The organism is uncultured Porticoccus sp., from assembly GCF_913061305.1.
In the GTDB taxonomy this organism is placed as follows: Bacteria; Pseudomonadota; Gammaproteobacteria; order Pseudomonadales; family Porticoccaceae; genus Porticoccus.
Genome location: NZ_CAJXST010000005.1, coordinates 97573 through 114538 on the forward strand (window position 1 = coordinate 97573; position 16966 = coordinate 114538).

The window sequence follows — 16966 nt, forward strand, 5'->3', positions numbered from 1 at the left end:
TATCGCAAATGACTGACAACCCTAACGCCTTAACGGAGAGTCCGACCGGCAGCTTTCGTTTTTACCTGCAGGGTATGGGCGTGAGCTCCTTTGCGCACGGTTTGCAAATCGTGCTGTTTCCCTGGCTGTTGGTCGGTGTCTTGAATGAACCGGCCGAGCGTGTTGGTATCGCGCAGATGGCCCTGATGCTGCCACAGCTGCTATTTGTATTGTGGGGTGGTGTCATGTCGGATAATCGCCACCCCGGACAGCACCTGTTTCGGCTTTACCTGCTCTATAATCTGCCTTGCCTGTTGCTGATGGGAACACTGTGGTCAGGGCAGCTATCCTTCAGTGTGATGCTGCTCTACGGGGTCTGTTTTGGCACCATCACCGCGTTTGTGCAGCCCGCCAGGGAAAGTCTGTTGTCGCGTGTTGTTGACGGTCAGTTGCAACAGGCTGTCGCGAGGGCCTCTTTTGTGCAGTTTACCGCCCAAAGTGCCGGTATTCTGCTGGCCGGCTATATGGATCGCATCGGCCTGTTGCCGTTGATTGGTCTTCAATTGGTAATGCTGGCCACTTCCGGCTGGTTGCTGCGAAACAGTCTCGGTTATTTGCCTGAGAGCAGTATGGGACGCCGCGGTTCTACGTGGGTGGACATGATGTCCGGCTTGAAACTGGTTTGGCATCACCGGCGGTTATTTCAGTTGATGATGGTGGTTGCGGCAACCGGTTTTCTCGGTTTTGGGCTCTACCTTGTTGCCATGCCCCTCCTGACCCGTGAGGTTTACCAGCAGGGGGCGTCCTTTTTTGCGTCCATCCAGTTTACCTTTATGTTGGGTGTGATCATTTCCAATGTGATTATTATTCGACTGGTGGGGCGGTTCAGACAGCCCGGCAGAGTGCTGTTGGCCAGTTTGCTGATACGTGGACTATTTCTGATCATCATCGCCCTTCACCCACCCGTCTGGCTATTATTTTTACTGGTGTTGCTGTGGGGTGGCGCCTCGGGGGTTGCAATGATGCTGGGCCGCTCTCTGACCCATGAGGAGTCACCTCAGAAGTATCGGGCAAGGGTAGTCTCTGTTTACCAGTTATCGCTGTTTGGTGCTGCGACAGTCGGTGCGTGGCTCAGCGGTCATGCCATTGCCTCCGTGGGGGTGCTGGCAGCCATTGGTACGTTGGGCGCATTGACCGTAGTGGCGGCGTTGGTTGCCATTAAGTTCAGCGATCTCTGGCAACCATTACCCAACGACTCTCGTGAAGGTTGATCGGTTCAGCAGGATTCGCGAAAAGCCAGCAGGGCTGCAGTGACTGCCACATTCAGTGATTCCACGCCATTGTGCATGGGAATACGAAGGTGGGTTGTACAGCAGTCGTTGACAGTTTTGGAAACCCCTTCTGTTTCATTGCCCAGCACATAAATGACTGGTGTTTTCGGTCGGAAATCAGTGAGTGTGCTTGCTCCGTGGGAGGACAGTGCGCAGCAGGTGACGCCCCGTTGCTTGAGCACCTCAAGCGCCTCTGTCAGATTGTCGCAGTGAATCAGTCTGCTCTTGAACAGTGTTCCCGCGCTGGCCTTTATGACCAGCGGAGAAATGGCGGCAATACCCTGGGCGGGTAACAGTAGACCATGGCAGGGGCTGGCGGTTACCGAGCGGATAATCATGCCGAGATTTTGTGGATTGGTGATCCCGTCCAGCGCAATCAGGCTGTAATTGCCCGCTGGTGGTTTGGCGAGAAAGTCTTCCAGCAACAGGTGGTGGGGGCAAGCCAGATCCGCTGCCACGCCTTGATCCTGCTTGCCGTTGCGAGAAATACGCGACAGCGCCTGACGGCTGTGAAACTTTATCTCCACGCCCCGAACTTCGGCCAGTTTCATGATCTGGGCAATGATACCCCCCGTCTGATTGGACTCGGCAAGGTGGAGCCGGTAGCAGGGAATGTTATGGTCTTCGAGTGCTTCGAGCACCGGCTTTCGCCCATAGATGGTGAGCATTTTGTCAAAGAAACGCTTTCGCTCGAGATACTCGCCCCTTTGGGCGGGCGCATTATAATGCTGTGTCATTGTGTGCAACCGGTAATCGATAAACCCGTATTATAAGCCTATGCAGAAGTTAACCGATAAACAGTTAGATCATTTCAGGGATATGTTGGAACGCTTGCGGATCGAGCTCCGTGAGTCGCTGGATCTATCCACAGATGCGAGCCGAACCGTGGCCCTCGACCAGACCATGGTCGGCAGGTTATCGAGAATGGATGCACTGCAACAGCAGCAGATGTCCCATGCCAGTAGAGCTGCTTATCGCAAGCGCCTGGTGGCGGTAGAGCAAGCTTTGCGGTTACTGGATGACGGGGAATACGGTTGGTGTGAGCAATGCGGCGAGCTGATTGATACCCGGCGGCTTGAGATAAAACCTGAATCGGCTCGCTGTATTGGTTGTCAGCAGCGCAGTGAAACCGGGGAAACCTGATGCTGCAAAGTTCGTTAACTGAAAAGTTCGTTAACTGATTTCTTGCGGATTTGTCGCCGATTCAAGAATGGCTTTGTAGGCTTTGATGGTTTCTGCCAGCCCCAGAGTAATCGCGTCCACAATCAGCGCGTGACCGATTGAGACTTCTTTCAGGCCGGGAATGGTCGAGAACCTGGGCAGGTTGTGCAGGTTGAGGTCGTGTCCGGCATTGACACCCAGACCGAGTTCTGTGGCCAGTAGCGCCGCCCGTCGGTGCTGTTGATACAGGTTTTCCAGTGTATCCGGGGCACTACTGTTCCAGGCTGCGGCATAGGGACCGGTATACAGCTCAATACGGTCCGCACCGAGCTGTTTTGCCAGCTCAATCTGTTCAGGAATGGGATCCATAAACAGGCTGACCCGGATTTTGAGAGACTTCAGTTTTTCGATAACCGGTAATAGTTTGTCTGCTGTTTTGGTCAGATCAAAACCGTGATCAGAGGTGAGTTGGTGATCCGTATCCGGCACCAGTGTGCACTGGTCGGGCAGTGCGGATTCTGCGAGCGCTGTCAGGCCTGGATAATCGCCTTTCTGTGCTGCAAACGGATTGCCCTCAACATTGAATTCTATTTCAGGTAAAGGTTTGAGCAGCTCGGCCAGTTGCAATACATCGCCGGGTCGGACATGGCGCTGGTCCGGTCTGGGGTGCACCGTGATGCCGTTCGCGCCATGGCTGATACAGGCCCTGGCATGCTCCATCAGATCCGGGTAGTTCCCTTCACGGGAGTTGCGAATCAGGGCGATTTTATTGAGGTTGACGCTGAGGGCGATACTCATGTTTTATTGGGCATCCAGGAGGGTTGCTTCAATAATCCGCACTGGTTGCCTCGGGACATCATCATGGGGGCCTGACTTCCCGACCGGGACACGGGCAATTTTGTCTACCACCTCCATGCCTTTGGTCACTTTTCCAAATACCGCATAACCGGGATTCTGCGGGGTCTTATCCAGATTCCAGTTGTCGTCAAGGTTGATAAAAAACTGGGCCCTGGCGCTATTGGGATCGGATGTTCTCGCCATGGCCACCGTGCCCCTATGATTTTTGAGTCCATTATAGGACTCGTTTTTGATCGGTTTGCTGGCGGGCTCCCTGGGACTCATGTACTCATTGAAGCCCCCGGCCTGAATCATGAAACCCTGTATGACTCGGTGGAAAATCAGGCCGTCATAATGTTTGTTTTTCAGGAGCTGGACGAAGTTGGCGACGGTCGTGGGTGCTTTTTGCGGGTCCAGTGCCAGCTGAATATCGCCCATGCTGGTTTTTAGCAAGACCTGCACAGGTTTACTGGGGGCTGCAAAAGTGGCCATTGTGCTCAACAGTAATACCGTTGCTGTTATGAGATGTTTCATTGGTTTATCCCCACTCCGAGAATCGTCTGCGTCTTTTTAACCTGGGCAGGATGACGGTTAACATTGACCCCATAAGCACGGCGAGGGCGCCATAGAGGAACCAGGTGTTTCTTTCGCTGCTCTCCAGTTGATGATTGGCTGCTTTCAATACATCGATTTCATTTTGCAATATCCCGTTACGCTCCAGCAGCTCCTGGTTCTGCGCATTCATTGAAATGGCATTGGCAGACATTTTCTTGATAGATGATAGTTCGCTGCTCACTTCATCATTCGTCTCTTTTAAGTGATCAAGCTCGGAAAGCGATTGGGCGTTCTCTTCCTCAAGCTGTGCTAGCTTTTCTGTCAGTTGCTGGACTTTTTTCTCGGCGGCAGCCAGCTGGGTTTTCATGCGTTCGACCAGGTCGCGTGCAACAGGTTCTTTCTGCAGATACTGTGATGGCATCCAGCCATCAAGGCCACTCGCCGTAGTGACATGTGTCCAGCCCTCACCGTTGGTTTCCACCAGTGTCATGCCGGTGCCGCTTTTAATGCCACGGTGCAGGATGGCACACCTCGCGCACGGTGAGGATCGCAATGGAACTGTATATTCGTCAGAGACATAAATTGTCTCCGCATTAACCGGACTTGCGAGCAGTACTAATACTGCCATTGAAAGTAGTCGCATGATTTTGAGCATAAATGTCTCTAACGGCTGTGATGAGTTCAAGGCAGTACCTTTTTAAATGGTTTGACCATAACGCTGGCATAGACCCCAGCACTGTTGTAAGGATCGGCGTCGGCCCATTTTGTTGCAGCTTCCAGTGATTCAAATTCTGCTACGATCAAGCTACCGGAAAAGCCCGCTTCGCCGGGGTTTTCGCTATCGACGGCAGGATGAGGTCCTGCAAGCAGTAATCTCCCTTCCATTTTCAGGGCCTCGAGTCTCGCCAGATGGGCGGGTCTGGAGGCCAGTCGCAGTTTCAGGCTGTTTGCTACATCCTGGCTGATAATGGCATACCACATGGGCTCATTTCTCTTTTTTATCGTGGTGGTGGATAACATCTTCAAGGGATAAACCGGTCAATTTGGTAATTCCCCTGAAGAGATAAAACAGTGCTCCCATCAACACCAACATGGCTGGAAGGGCAATGACCGGAAAACTCAGCGCCGTCATTTTGCCCAGTTGATCGTTAAATTCAACTGTACCCGGTTGCGCCGTGATCAGCAGCGTAGCCAACAGATAATTCAGTAATGATGAAAGGAAGAAAGATCCAGCTACCATCCATGATGCATTGGCCAGACATTTTTCGAAGTGCAGACCATTGCCTCTTTCTGTCAGTGCGGCGGCCACACGATCTGTTTGGAGTATTTTGTCGTTGTAGAGAAACGTTTTTACCAGTGGGTAGGGCGTTTTCAGGGAGACAATGGTGGCCAGCCCGAATATGGCGGGAATAAGCGCTTCTTTTATGGCGATATAGGCCGGGTCCAGTTCAAGAAGACTGATTCCGCCCGTCAAAAAAACACTGACCACACCCAGCGCGGAGAAGAAGTTAATTCTTCTGGCAGTAACAAAGTCTTTAAGTCCGTAGATGACAGGAAAAGCCAGCGCCACCACAATAGCGAGCCGGGTGCCGAGGTAGTCGTCACCACTGAGTTTGGTCAGAATTACTGTGGGAATAATGATGTTGAAGAGCAGGTTCAGAAGCAGGCTTTCACTTTTGCCGTTATGGGCTTCGGTGTTTTGGGGCGTTGGGGACAGTTCGTTCATTAGCGGGGTTATAAGTCAGTCTGTGTGTGGCCCGCCATTGTAAGGTAAGGCGATCAGTTTATCGACCGGAAGTGACCTTTTGTCAATACCCTTCGGGTGCCGGAAAAGAAGAGATAAAAAGCAGCCAACTTATTGAATTTTGAATAAAAATAAGGCAATAATGCAGAAATCATCGCAATAGATTTAAGAAAAAGTCTTATCTCCTTGATTAAAAAGGAAAAAAATATGGGCGTTCTCGGTATGAGTAAAAAGCCGAAGCAGCAGCTGCAAGCGGATGCGGAGTTTGGCGACCTGTTGATAGCCTACCTGGAACAGCTTGGGGTGGAGTATATATTTGGTATTCCTGGTGGAGCTATTGAGCCTCTCTACAATGCATTAGCGCGGAGCGAACGCCGAGGCGGCCCCCGTGCGGTTATCGCCAGGCATGAAACCGGTGCTGCCTTTATGGCCGACGGCTATGCCCGGAATACCGGTAAGCTGGGTGTTTGTTGTGCAACCACCGGCCCCGGTGCCACCAACCTGATTACAGGTGTGGCCTCAGCTTATGAAAACAATATCCCTATGTTGGTGATTACAGCCCAGACAGCACTGTCTACGTTTGGACGAGGTGCATTTCAGGAGTCATCCTGTACGGGTATCAATACGGTCGGCCTGTTTGAGCACTGCACTCGCTACAATACTCTCATCTCTCATGTCGAGCAGTTTGAAAGCAAGCTGGCAACTGCTGTCATGACAGCCTTCCAGTCCCCCTCCGGCCCAGTTCATCTCAGTGTGCCCCTTGACGTTATGCGGGCTGTGACCGAGACCAAAACACCTGCCTATAACCTCTCCGACCTACTGGAACGTCCGTCATTAATGGATGATCTTGCTGTCGACAAGCTTTATGAGGAGATTGTCTCTGCCAAGAATCCGGTGTTTCTGGTTGGTGATGAAGCCAGTGAAGCCATTGGCAGTATTTTGAGCCTCGCTGTCGAAGTTGGCGCGCGATTATTGGTGACACCGCACGGCAAAGGGTTGGTGAGCCCGTACCACCCTCTTTTTCGTGGAGTGATTGGTTTTGCCGGACATGGTAGTGCGAAAGAGGTTTTAGCGGATAAGTCTGTTGATCTCGTGGTAGCAATTGGAGCAAGTTTGGGCGAGTGGGCAACAGATGGGTGGGATACAAAATGGCTGCTAACCAAACGTATGATTCATGTGGAGTCTGCCGAAGTTAATTTTACCCGCAGCCCTATGGCCAAGTTGCATGTGCGCGGCCGCCTTTCTTCAATTTTTGAGCGACTGGTTTCACGCTACGAAGGTGACTGCAGGATTAAGCTACATGCAATCGATGCGAGCGTACCCAATAAAACTCATGCTGATGATGTTGAGCATGAGCGCTATTTCACCATGGACGATGAAGAGGGCTATCTTTCCAATGCCTCCCCTATTAAACCTCAACGGTTGATGAGGGAGTTATCCAACCTGTTTCCGCCCAATACACGCTACCTTGCAGATACGGGTGCGAGCTTTGCCTGGGCGACACATTACCTTCATCCCTATGATCGCCGGATTGCAGGTAAGCGAGATGCCCATGGCGGGTTATTTCGTGCAGCACTGGAGTTTGCCTCTATGGGTTGGGCGATAGGGAGTTCTATTGGTACAGCCTTGGCCCGACCGGGTAATCCCGTTGTATGTATTACGGGTGATGGCAGTGTTTTGATGAATGGGCAAGAAATTACAGTTGCCACACAGGAAAAATTACCGGTGATTTTTGTCGTGCTCAATGATGGGGGCTACGGTATGGTAAAACATGGGCAGAGGCTTACCGGCGCAGAAAATATTGGTACTGAAATACCTGAGACTGATTTTGCTGCGTTTGCCAAGGCGATGGGGGTTGAATCTCATGTCATCAATTCACCGGACGACCTGTTGTCACTGGATATCGACGTGATTTGTAATCGACAGGGTCCCACATTGCTCGATGTCAGAATAGATAGGGACGAGGTTCCACCTATCGGCGTCCGAACCAACCTGATTACACAATAATTATGATTGACGAAGATAAACAGGAAAAGATCACCACCAAAATCTGGCGTGAAGTGCCCGAGGACGACAATCCATTTGCGGCAGCTGCCTGCTATTGCGCCGGCTTTGACGTGTTTGGGGATGTGTTGCGCAATGCCAGCTACATTGATTATCTGTACCTGCTTTTCAAGCACGAGCCGCCCACAGCGGGGGCGTCAAAGCTTCTGGAGGGTCTGGCACTTGCTTTAGCCAATCCGGGGCTGCGCGACCACAGTGTACGTGCAGCGATGTGTGCGGCTGTGGGCGGGTCTACCCGGGCATCGGCACTGATTGCCTCAATTTCAGTGGGGGCGGGAAACCTGGGTGGTGGCCGCGAAGTTTATACGGCGGTTAACTGTTGGCAGGCATGCGGTACGGATCTTGCTGCTTGGGAAGCGATCATTAAATCCCCCCCACAGGAAGAACGAGTTGATGTCTGGATGCCGATGGAGCATGCCCCGGGTTTTGATCCGAATGGGGTCAGCTGCCCTAAACCTGTCAGACAAACCCTGGCGTATCTTGCTGAAATAAGTGATGGGAATAGCCTTGCCTGGCTGATGCAGCACCGTGAAAAACTTGAAGCTTTTGCGAAGGCGCCTCTGGCGATGTCCGGTGTCGCGGCTGCCGCAATGAACGATTTGTCACTCTCCGCTGAAGAATCGGAAATTCTTTTTATGCTGCTTCGGTTGCCCGGCGCAGCGGCGCATTCAATTGAGCAGGAAAAACTGGGATGGCGTCGATATCCTTTTTTTGGAAATGGCCTGAAACTTATGCCTTACGATCAAGTGAGTGATGAGGATTGAGCATGCCCGATGACCTGCAAAAGTACGAAGACAATTGGGAAACATCCATGGGGGCATGGTTCCCGGGAGAAAAAGTTACATTAAGGGGCAAAGACGTTCTAACGGAATTGAACGATTATCGCTGGTTAGAGTACCTCTTGTTTAGTGTCACTGGTCGCTATTCCCCCAGGCTGGCAAGACTCATCGAGGGCATGTGGGTTATTTGTACCAGCTTCCCGGACCCCCGTTTATGGAATAACCGTATCGCAGCTTTGGCCGGCACTGCCCGCTCTACCGGAGTTCTCGGCTCGGCGGGAGCCTTGGCTATTTCAGAGGCGACAATATACGGATTAAAGCCCATTAAAGGCGGAATGGACTTTTTATATCGTATATCAGAAAAACTTTATGCTGGAGAAGAGCTTGGGGATCTGGTTTCTGCTGAAATGAAAAAATACCGGGGTATCTATGGTTATGGTCGGCCTGTTGTCGATCAGGATGAACGCGTCGGTCCTCTGCTCACCTTTGCTCAGTCTCTTAATGCTGGCCAGGGGCCATTTACCAAGTTGGCATTTGACGTGGATGACTATTTGGCAAACTCGAGATACAAGTATCGCATCAACGCATCTGGTGTGGTCGCGGGATTATTGGCGGATGAAGGGATAGACCCCGAACAACATTACCATCTGGCTACGCTTACTTTTACGGCGGGGGTTATTCCCTGCTTTATGGATGCCAGCAAGAAACCGGAAGGTGCTTTTTTTCCATTGCGGACATCTCGTATCAATTATGAAGGCACAGAAGAATTGAGGGCTTGGGGTAAATAAACAATGAAAAAAATGATATTTGCGTCATTCTTGATAATGGCTTCATTAATAGCCATTGCCGATGAGCCGGTGGTTGACTCCGATCTGGAGCTGATGTCCCTGTATGGTGGCGAAGAATTTATCAGTATTGCCACCGGGGTGACCCAGCCCATTGCCAAGGCCCCGGCCGTTGCCTCCGTTGTTACCGCAGAAGAAATAGAAAAAATCGGCGCGCGCGATATTGATGATGTGCTGGAAACCATACCTGGATTGCACGTGGCAAAAGATAGTACTGGCTATAATCCGATCTATACCTTCCGTGGCATTTACGCGGGCTTAAACCCCCAGGTTTTAATGTTGATTAATGGCATCCCGATTACCAACCTGTTTCAAGGGGACAGAAACCTTGTCTGGGGAGGTATGCCAGTCCAGTCGATATCCCGAATTGAGGTGATTAGAGGGCCGGGATCCGCCCTGTATGGCGCGGATGCTTTTGCCGGTGTTATCAATATTGTCACTCATGAGGCTAGCGGTGAAGAGCATTTTGAGGCTGGTGCCCGGTACGGTACATTTAATACCAAGGACTTTTGGGTCAGTAAAGGTGGTTCGATAGGTGAGCTGAAATTTTACGGCATCCTGGAGGGGCAAAAAACCGACGGTTTTAACGAAAAAATAAAAGCGGACGCCCAATCCCTCTGGGATATGTTTGGCGGCACCAATGCCTCTCTGGCGCCGGGTTCCGTGAACACCCAGCGCGAAAACTATGATGCCCGATTGGAGTTGGTCTATAAAAACCTGACGCTTCGTGGTGGACTGCAGTCGCGGAATAATGCGGGTGATGGCGTTGGTGCCGCGCAGGCGCTGGCAGAAAATAACAGGTTTTCCAGCCAAAGATTCAACACTGATCTGACCTATGACAATAAGGCGATAATCAAAGATCTCTCTTTAAAGGTCCAGGCCAGTTACCTGCACACCACCCAAGAAGTGGAGGGCGATCTGGTGCTTTACCCGGCGGGATCGACGGGGCCCTTCTTTGATTCTTTCGGTGTGCCGCTCTATCCGGGTGGCTTTCCGGACGGTGTGATCGGTAGCCCGGAAGTCTACGAGCGTCACTCCAGGTTGAATGTTTCCAGTTTTTATACAGGGATTGAAAAACACGAAATTGGTTTTGGTACCGGCTATTATTATGGTGATCTATACAAAGTAAAGGAATCAAAAAACTTTGGCATCAATCCGTCCACCGGTTTCCCCATTATGCCTGGAGACCCGGTGGTGGATGTGAGTGACACACCTTTTGTTTTCCTCGAAGAAGACGAGCGCGAAAACAGCTACTTTTTTTTGCAGGATATCTGGCAGCTTGCCAACGACTGGGAGCTGACCGCAGGCGTTCGTTATGACCATTACTCGGATTTTGGCGATACGGTAAACCCGCGTTTTGCACTGGTCTGGTCCACCACCAGGAAACTGACCACCAAACTCATTTATGGTGAAGCATTCAGGGCACCCTCCTTCGCACAAACACGGAATATTAACAACCCGCTTCTTTTGGGGAATCCAACACTGGATCCTGAAGAATTGAAAAGTTACGAAATTGCCTTTGACTATCGTCCGAATTACGATCTGATACTCAACGTCAATGCGTTTTATTATGAATGGGACGATATTATTCAGTTTGTCTCTGACCCCGGTGGCAGTACCAGCACGGCCCAAAACTCGGGTGAGCAAACCGGTCACGGCATGGAGTTTGAGGCACGCTGGAATGCAACGGAGCGCCTCAAACTGATTGGCAATTTCGCCTGGCAGAAATCTAAAGACAGAAATCTCGATACAGACGCTGCAAACTCGCCGGAAAAACAACTTTATGCTCAGATGGATTGGCAGTTTTCCGAGCATTGGAATCTAAACCTGCAGGCGAACTGGGTCATGGATCGGAATCGTGCAGGGGGTGACCTCCGTTCTGATATTGATAATTATGCCCTCATCGATGTGACACTGCGTCGCAAGTCCCTGTGGAGCGGGATAGATGTGGCGTTGATTGTCAAAAATCTCTTTGATGAAAATGCGCGTGAGCCCAGCCCAAATTCGGATTTCGGGGCTTTTATACCCGATGATCTACCATTGGCGGGTCAGACTATCATGGCTGAAATACGTTATAACTATTAGGGAATGCTGCAGTCGGTCATTCGACAGGATCCAAGGATGAAACAACTTTTTCTTAACGCTTCTGTATTTTCCAGCCGCTCGTTTTTTAGGGCGGCTATGCTGTTTTCTATGCTATTTTTATCGGGCTTGAGTAGCCATACAGTCAGTGCTGAGTTGCTGGTTCTCTATCCGGAGATTCGCGCTCCTTTCTCAAAAATTTTTGAAGATATTTCGGCCGGCGCAAAAGAGGAATTCCGGGGGCGAACAACGCTTGTTTCTCTGGACGAAAATGAGCTGGCCTCGCCCATTCTTCAAGCAAATCGCCCCGATGTTGTATTGGCCCTGGGCCAGAGAAGTGTGCTAAGCCTGGCGTTGGAAAAAAATCAGATACCCACCGTGCTGGGAGCAGTCAATGATGCACAATATCCGTTTCCGGGAATTTTAATGATTCCCGATTCAAAGGTGATTCTGGAGAAACTGATTATGCTGTCTCCTGCTGTCAAGCGGGTTCATGTGGTAAAAAAAACCCAGGGAGAGGATATTCAGTTACTTGGTGCCAGTGAGTTTCTGGCCAGCCGGGGGAAGGAATTGATTATTCATCAGGGTTCAGATATCAGAGAGGCAGCCGCTATTTATGCCGAGCTGACCAAACACGCAAGCTCGGGTGATGCCGTCTGGATTTTGCAGGATGGCTCTTTTGTGAATAGCGCGATTTTATCGATGCTGTTGGATGTAGCATGGAAAAAAAATCTGGTGGTATTTTCCTCGAATCCACTGCACGTGAAACACGGTGCATTATTTGCCGTTTATCCGGATAATCGAAAGATGGGTGCAAGCCTCGGCAACCTTGCCAATAGAATACTCACCAGTGACGTTGATCAGAAGATGAGCCCGCTTCAGGACGTCCTGCTGGCGGTTAATGAGCGGACGGGAAATCACTTGGGTCTGTCTCTTTCTTCCAAGGTCAGGGACGAAGTCAATCTGTTGTTGCCAGCCAGGTAACTATTGAACTATGGGGCTTTCCAGAAACAAAACCACTAACATGAAATTCAGGCACCAACTGGCCTTGATTTTTGTGGTTGGTATTCTGGTGATGGCACTGATCACTTCTCTCGCTGTCAGCAATATTTCAAGTAAAATTTTTCGTGATGGCCAACTGCAACAGGGCTTTCAGGTAACAGAGTCGCTTGCCAGACAAGGTGAGTTGTCGCTCCTTTACCAGAGTCGTGAGAGCGCCAAGGATCTGGTGGATAACGCACTTAACTTCCCCGGCGTCAAAGCGGTAACCGTGATGCTGGAAACGGGTGAAATTCTCTATGCCGGTGGTGATGAGACGCTGCAGGTAGGAGATCACTCAGATGAAGTCAGCCTCATTCACGAAGATGATGACCACTGGGTGTTCAACGCGCCTGTTGTCGCCGGGAAGACTGAGGATGCCCTCTGGGAGGAATATTCTGATGATGGCAAATCAGAGCGGGAGACATTGGGTTATATCTCGGTTGTTGTAGGTAAGGATGCGTTGATTCTGATGGAACAAAGTATTCTGCAGAGCAACCTGTTCATTTCCATGATTATTGCTGTGATTCTGCTGTTGCTGCTGCTGGGAATTTCCCGTCGCCTGACCAATCCTCTGGAAAAGCTATCGATAACCATGAAGCGCGCTGAAGAAGGGGATTCAGTGATTCGTGCGGATCTTGGTGGCCCCGCCGATATTACCGACATGCAACACGCTTTCAACTCCATGATGGAGGCCCTGGAAAGTCGGCAGCAGGAGTTGGTGAGAGCCATGTCTGCGGCGCTGGAGTCCGCCCGTATCAAAGGAGAATTTGCGGCCAATGTGACGCATGAATTGCGCACTCCGATGAATGCAGTCCTCGGCATGCTGGATCTGTTGATGACCATGGGGTTGAGCCCCAAGCAGCTTGAGTATGTGGAAACAGCAAAGACCTCTGGTGAAGGCTTGCTGGAATTGATCGATGAAATTCTTACTTTCTCGGAAATTGATACCCATAACCTGACCATTGAGAAGGAAGACTGCTATCTTTCCGAGCTGCTGGATGAAGTGACGGGCCTGCTGGCAAATCAGGCGCTGAAGAAGAAAATTGACCTGGGATACCTGACCAGTGAGCAGGTGCCGTCCGTCATTCATGGCGATGCGTCGAGGATTCGGCAGGTACTGATTAATCTGTTGGGCAATGCGATCAAATTTACCGATATTGGGGAAGTCGCGGTCTATGTGACGGTCATTGAAAAAGATGAAAATGCCCCTCCTGAGCAGGTCATGTTGCAATTTGAGGTTCGGGACTCCGGTATCGGGATTACGGTTGAAGACCAGAATCGTATATTTGAGGCCTTTACCCAGGTGGATTCGTCCAGCACAAAACAATATGAGGGCACCGGTCTCGGGCTGGCGATCAGCAGGCAAATTGTTGAGCTGATGGGTGGCCATATCAGGGTGTCCAGTGAGCAGGGCAACGGCAGCTCGTTCTGGTTCACCTTGCCCACAGAAATAAGAGGCGCTCAAAATACCGGGACGACTACAGCTACCACCCTTTCTGGCAAGAGGGCTTTACTGGTTGATAACAGTCCCATCGTGCGCGCCTTTGGCGTACAACAACTGAATCGGTTGGGCATTCGTTGCGATTCAACCGATTCAGGATTCAAGGCACTGGAACTCATCCGCAAAATGTCTGCGGATGATGAGGTGCTGGATATTCTCTTGATTGATGAGGATATGCCGGGACTGAAGGGGCCTGATTTTCTCAAGCTGGTCAAGGAAGAGCATTCCCTGAAAGATACCTTGATAGCGATTCTCAATAATCCCTGGGTAACTGGCGGCCTCGAAAAAATGGCTGGCATGGCGCGTCTCAACAAACCCTTGAGAACCACCGAAATAAAAGGTTGCCTGGAACAACTATTCCTTGGTATCGCCGAGTCTGATGAGAAAAAAACAACCTCTAAAACGATCAATAAGCTGTATAGCCGACCGCGAAGAATTCTGGTGGTGGATGATAACCGTCCCAATCAAAAAGTAGCGATTGCCATGCTTGAGCGTATGGGGTGCCAGTGCGAGTTGGTCGAGACGGGTAAGGGCGCTGTCGAGGCGGTCATTCGCAACCGCTTTGATGCGGTTTTGATGGACTGCTACATGCCGGTCATGAATGGATATGATGCAACCAGACAAATCAGGATGTACGAAGGTGGTCATGATGACAGCCCCGGCATTCCTATTATTGCGATGACCGCCAACAATACCCAATTGGAAATGGATCGTTGCATGGATGCGGGGATGGACGACTTTTTGTCAAAACCCCTGCGGATAGATGATCTGGAAAAAATGCTCCTGAAGTGGGTGCCGGCAGACAAGGATGAATCCATCACTAACGAGACGGGTGATGATCTCTTTTCTGTTCGTGGTGTGGACGTCTCTGGATTCAGTTATGACCCGCTGGTCATTCAGGAGTTGAAAGCAAGCGTTGGGGAAGTGATCGTTTCAATGATTGAAGCGTTCCTCGAAGACACACCTGTGTACCTCCAGTCACTAAAACACGCGATTACAGAAAATGACGGGCGCCAGGTGAGAGAGCTCGCACACACGGTGAAGGGTAGCGCGTCCAACTTTGGTGCCCGGCGTGTCACAGAACTGGCCAAAATGATTGAAGAGAAAGGTGCGATAGACGATTTGACGGGTGTGGATGGCCTGTTCGAACAACTCAAAGAGGCCTTTTCTGTTCTCAGCAAGGATCTTCAGGAATACATACCCGAGTCGGACGATGCCGACAAAGTCCGCAAAAAGAGCTATCACATACTGGTGGTCGATGATGACCGCTCCATGCGACTGGCGTTAAAAAACGTTTTCAAAAATGAGGATTACGTGATTGAGGAGGCCGGCAATGGCATGCAGGCGATTTCCATGTGTCAACGTGATATGCCCGATCTGGTGTTGATGGATGCCATGATGCCCGAGGTGGATGGCTTCACTGCCTGTGAACGAATCCGTCAACTACCTAACGGCGCCAATACGCCGGTACTGATGATTACGGCACTGGATAATGAGGAAGCCATCGTCAAGGCTTTCGCTGCCGGTGCTTCAGACTACGTTCCAAAACCCATCCATTTTGCCGTGCTCAAGCAGCGTGTATCGCGATTGATTCAGGCGAATAAGGTAGAGAAGCATGTCAGACAATTGGCCTATCATGATCCGTTGACTGGTCTGCCCAACAGGACCAATCTGATGCAACAGCTCAGGGTGATGGTCAACCGTGCACAGATTGAGGAAAAGATGGTTGCCATCATGTTCCTCGACCTTGATCGTTTCAAAATGATTAACGATACACTGGGTCATGATGCCGGTGATCTGTTGTTAAAAGCCGTATCGGAGAGGATACAGCGCTGCGTAAGAAACCAGGATTTCGTGGCACGACTCGGCGGTGATGAGTTTACTGTGGTTCTCGAGGGGGTGACGGATCGGGATATCGTTTCCAAAATTGCGGGCAAAATATGCGATGCATTGGGCCAGCCGTTTGTTTTTTTACAGCAAAAAATGTTTGTCACCACCAGTATCGGCATTTCGGTTTTTCCCGATGATGGACAGGATGTGGGCTCGCTGATGAAACATGCCGACTCAGCGATGTTCCGTGCCAAGGAACACCGCAATGGCTATTGTTTCTACATCAAGGGCATGGAAGACGAAATGGTGCGTCGTATGGAAGTCGAGCGCGAGCTTCGCCACGCCGCTGCAGATGATGAGTTGATACTCTATTATCAACCCCAGATAGATACGGCGTCAGGGAAAATGATCGGAGCCGAGGCTCTGATCCGGTGGCAGCACCCCAAACACGGACTACTGTCCCCCGATACGTTTATTCCCCTCGCGGAGGAATCTGGACTGATCAACAAAATCAGTGACTGGGTTCTCGAAAATGCCTGCAGACAGCTCAAAATCTGGCGTGACAATGGCAACCAGATGAAGATGGCTGTAAATCTCTCCAGCAAGGATCTTCAGCTGGAGGATTTTCGTCAGAAAATAAGTAATCTTATCGACAAATACGAGATCAGCCCGCAATCTCTGGAGCTGGAAATTACTGAAAACACGCTGATGGAAAATCCCGAAGCCTTGGAGCCCGACCTGAATGCACTTCGCAAGATGGGCCTGACGTTGGCGATTGATGATTTCGGCAGTGGATTCTCGTCACTTAATTACCTCAAGCGATTGCCGGTCGATGTGCTCAAAATTGACCGGATGTTTATCCGGGATATCGATCGGGACGAAAATGACAAGGCGATTGTCAGCGGGGTGGTGGCATTGGCCAAGAGCATGGGGCTGAGTACGGTTGCCGAGGGTGTGGAAACGGAAGAGCAATACCGTCTTCTTCAGCAATTGGGTTGTGATACGTGTCAGGGCTATTATTTTGGCAAACCTGTTTCGGCGGCAGATTTTGAGAGGACTTTTCTTCGCCCCGCTTTTGATGCATGAATGTTTTTGATTGTTCTTGGGATTGGCGTGCCTGTTTAATGGCCCCTGACCACTTCAATCAGAAATACTTTTCTGCCTTTATTGACCGGCAAATGTGTAATAATTGCGCGGAAATTTACAGATGTTTGCCC

General features: G+C 50.7%; 14 protein-coding genes. 8 read left to right on the forward strand and 6 right to left on the reverse strand.

What is annotated here, in order from left to right; translation table 11 throughout:
- The first annotated feature begins 8 nt into the window (after positions 1–8).
- On the forward strand, positions 9–1250 hold the full coding sequence (locus QZ516_RS07355) for an MFS transporter (protein ID WP_297188041.1): 1242 nt from the start codon (positions 9–11) through the stop codon (positions 1248–1250).
- 5 nt (positions 1251–1255) lie between these two features.
- On the opposite strand, the gene QZ516_RS07360 is transcribed toward QZ516_RS07355, so the two are convergent.
- Positions 1256–2047, reverse strand: a complete 792-nt coding sequence (locus QZ516_RS07360; protein WP_297188043.1) for an RNA methyltransferase — start codon at positions 2045–2047, stop codon at positions 1256–1258.
- Between the two features lie 40 nt (positions 2048–2087).
- On the opposite strand from QZ516_RS07360, the gene QZ516_RS07365 reads away from it, so the two are divergent.
- The gene (locus QZ516_RS07365; protein WP_297188045.1) at positions 2088–2453 is read left to right on the forward strand and encodes a TraR/DksA family transcriptional regulator; all 366 of its coding nucleotides are present in this window, start codon (positions 2088–2090) and stop codon (positions 2451–2453) included.
- 30 nt (positions 2454–2483) lie between these two features.
- On the opposite strand, the gene QZ516_RS07370 is transcribed toward QZ516_RS07365, so the two are convergent.
- The 5 genes from QZ516_RS07370 to QZ516_RS07390 are packed head-to-tail and all read right to left on the reverse strand — an operon-like array spanning position 2484 to position 5589.
- Positions 2484–3269: a pyridoxine 5'-phosphate synthase gene (locus QZ516_RS07370; protein WP_297188046.1), complete on the reverse strand. Its 786-nt coding sequence runs from the start codon at positions 3267–3269 to the stop codon at positions 2484–2486.
- Between the two features lie 3 nt (positions 3270–3272).
- Positions 3273–3842 (reverse strand): peptidylprolyl isomerase, encoded by a 570-nt coding sequence (locus QZ516_RS07375; RefSeq protein ID WP_297188048.1) that lies wholly within the window; start codon positions 3840–3842, stop codon positions 3273–3275.
- Between the two features lie 4 nt (positions 3843–3846).
- Positions 3847–4548 carry a TIGR04211 family SH3 domain-containing protein gene (locus tag QZ516_RS07380; RefSeq protein ID WP_297188050.1) on the reverse strand — a complete coding sequence of 234 codons (702 nt, stop codon included), beginning with the start codon at positions 4546–4548 and terminating at the stop codon, positions 3847–3849.
- A complete protein-coding gene (locus QZ516_RS07385) occupies positions 4545–4844 on the reverse strand; it encodes a YciI family protein (protein ID WP_297188052.1) in 300 nt (99 codons plus the stop codon). The genes QZ516_RS07380 and QZ516_RS07385 overlap by 4 nt, the downstream gene beginning before the upstream one ends.
- A gap of 4 nt (positions 4845–4848) precedes the next feature.
- Complete coding sequence (locus QZ516_RS07390; RefSeq protein WP_297188054.1) at positions 4849–5589, reverse strand: VC0807 family protein; 741 nt, start codon at positions 5587–5589, stop codon at positions 4849–4851.
- Between the two features lie 225 nt (positions 5590–5814).
- On the opposite strand from QZ516_RS07390, the gene QZ516_RS07395 reads away from it, so the two are divergent.
- From QZ516_RS07395 to QZ516_RS07420, 6 genes are all read left to right on the forward strand, one after another.
- Positions 5815–7614 (forward strand): thiamine pyrophosphate-binding protein, encoded by a 1800-nt coding sequence (locus QZ516_RS07395; RefSeq protein ID WP_297188055.1) that lies wholly within the window; start codon positions 5815–5817, stop codon positions 7612–7614.
- Between the two features lie 2 nt (positions 7615–7616).
- Positions 7617–8435 carry a hypothetical protein gene (locus QZ516_RS07400; RefSeq protein WP_297188056.1) on the forward strand — a complete coding sequence of 273 codons (819 nt, stop codon included), beginning with the start codon at positions 7617–7619 and terminating at the stop codon, positions 8433–8435.
- Positions 8436–8437: 2 nt separating this feature from the next.
- Entirely contained in the window at positions 8438–9238 is an 801-nt protein-coding gene (locus QZ516_RS07405; protein WP_297188057.1) for a hypothetical protein, read from the forward strand.
- A gap of 36 nt (positions 9239–9274) precedes the next feature.
- Positions 9275–11380, forward strand: a complete 2106-nt coding sequence (locus tag QZ516_RS07410; protein WP_297188058.1) for a TonB-dependent receptor — start codon at positions 9275–9277, stop codon at positions 11378–11380.
- A 108-nt stretch (positions 11381–11488) separates the two neighbouring features.
- A complete protein-coding gene (locus QZ516_RS07415) occupies positions 11489–12361 on the forward strand; it encodes an ABC transporter substrate binding protein (protein WP_297188060.1) in 873 nt (290 codons plus the stop codon).
- A 40-nt stretch (positions 12362–12401) separates the two neighbouring features.
- Complete coding sequence (locus QZ516_RS07420) at positions 12402–16835, forward strand: EAL domain-containing protein (protein WP_297188062.1); 4434 nt, start codon at positions 12402–12404, stop codon at positions 16833–16835.
- Positions 16836–16966: the final 131 nt, after the last annotated feature.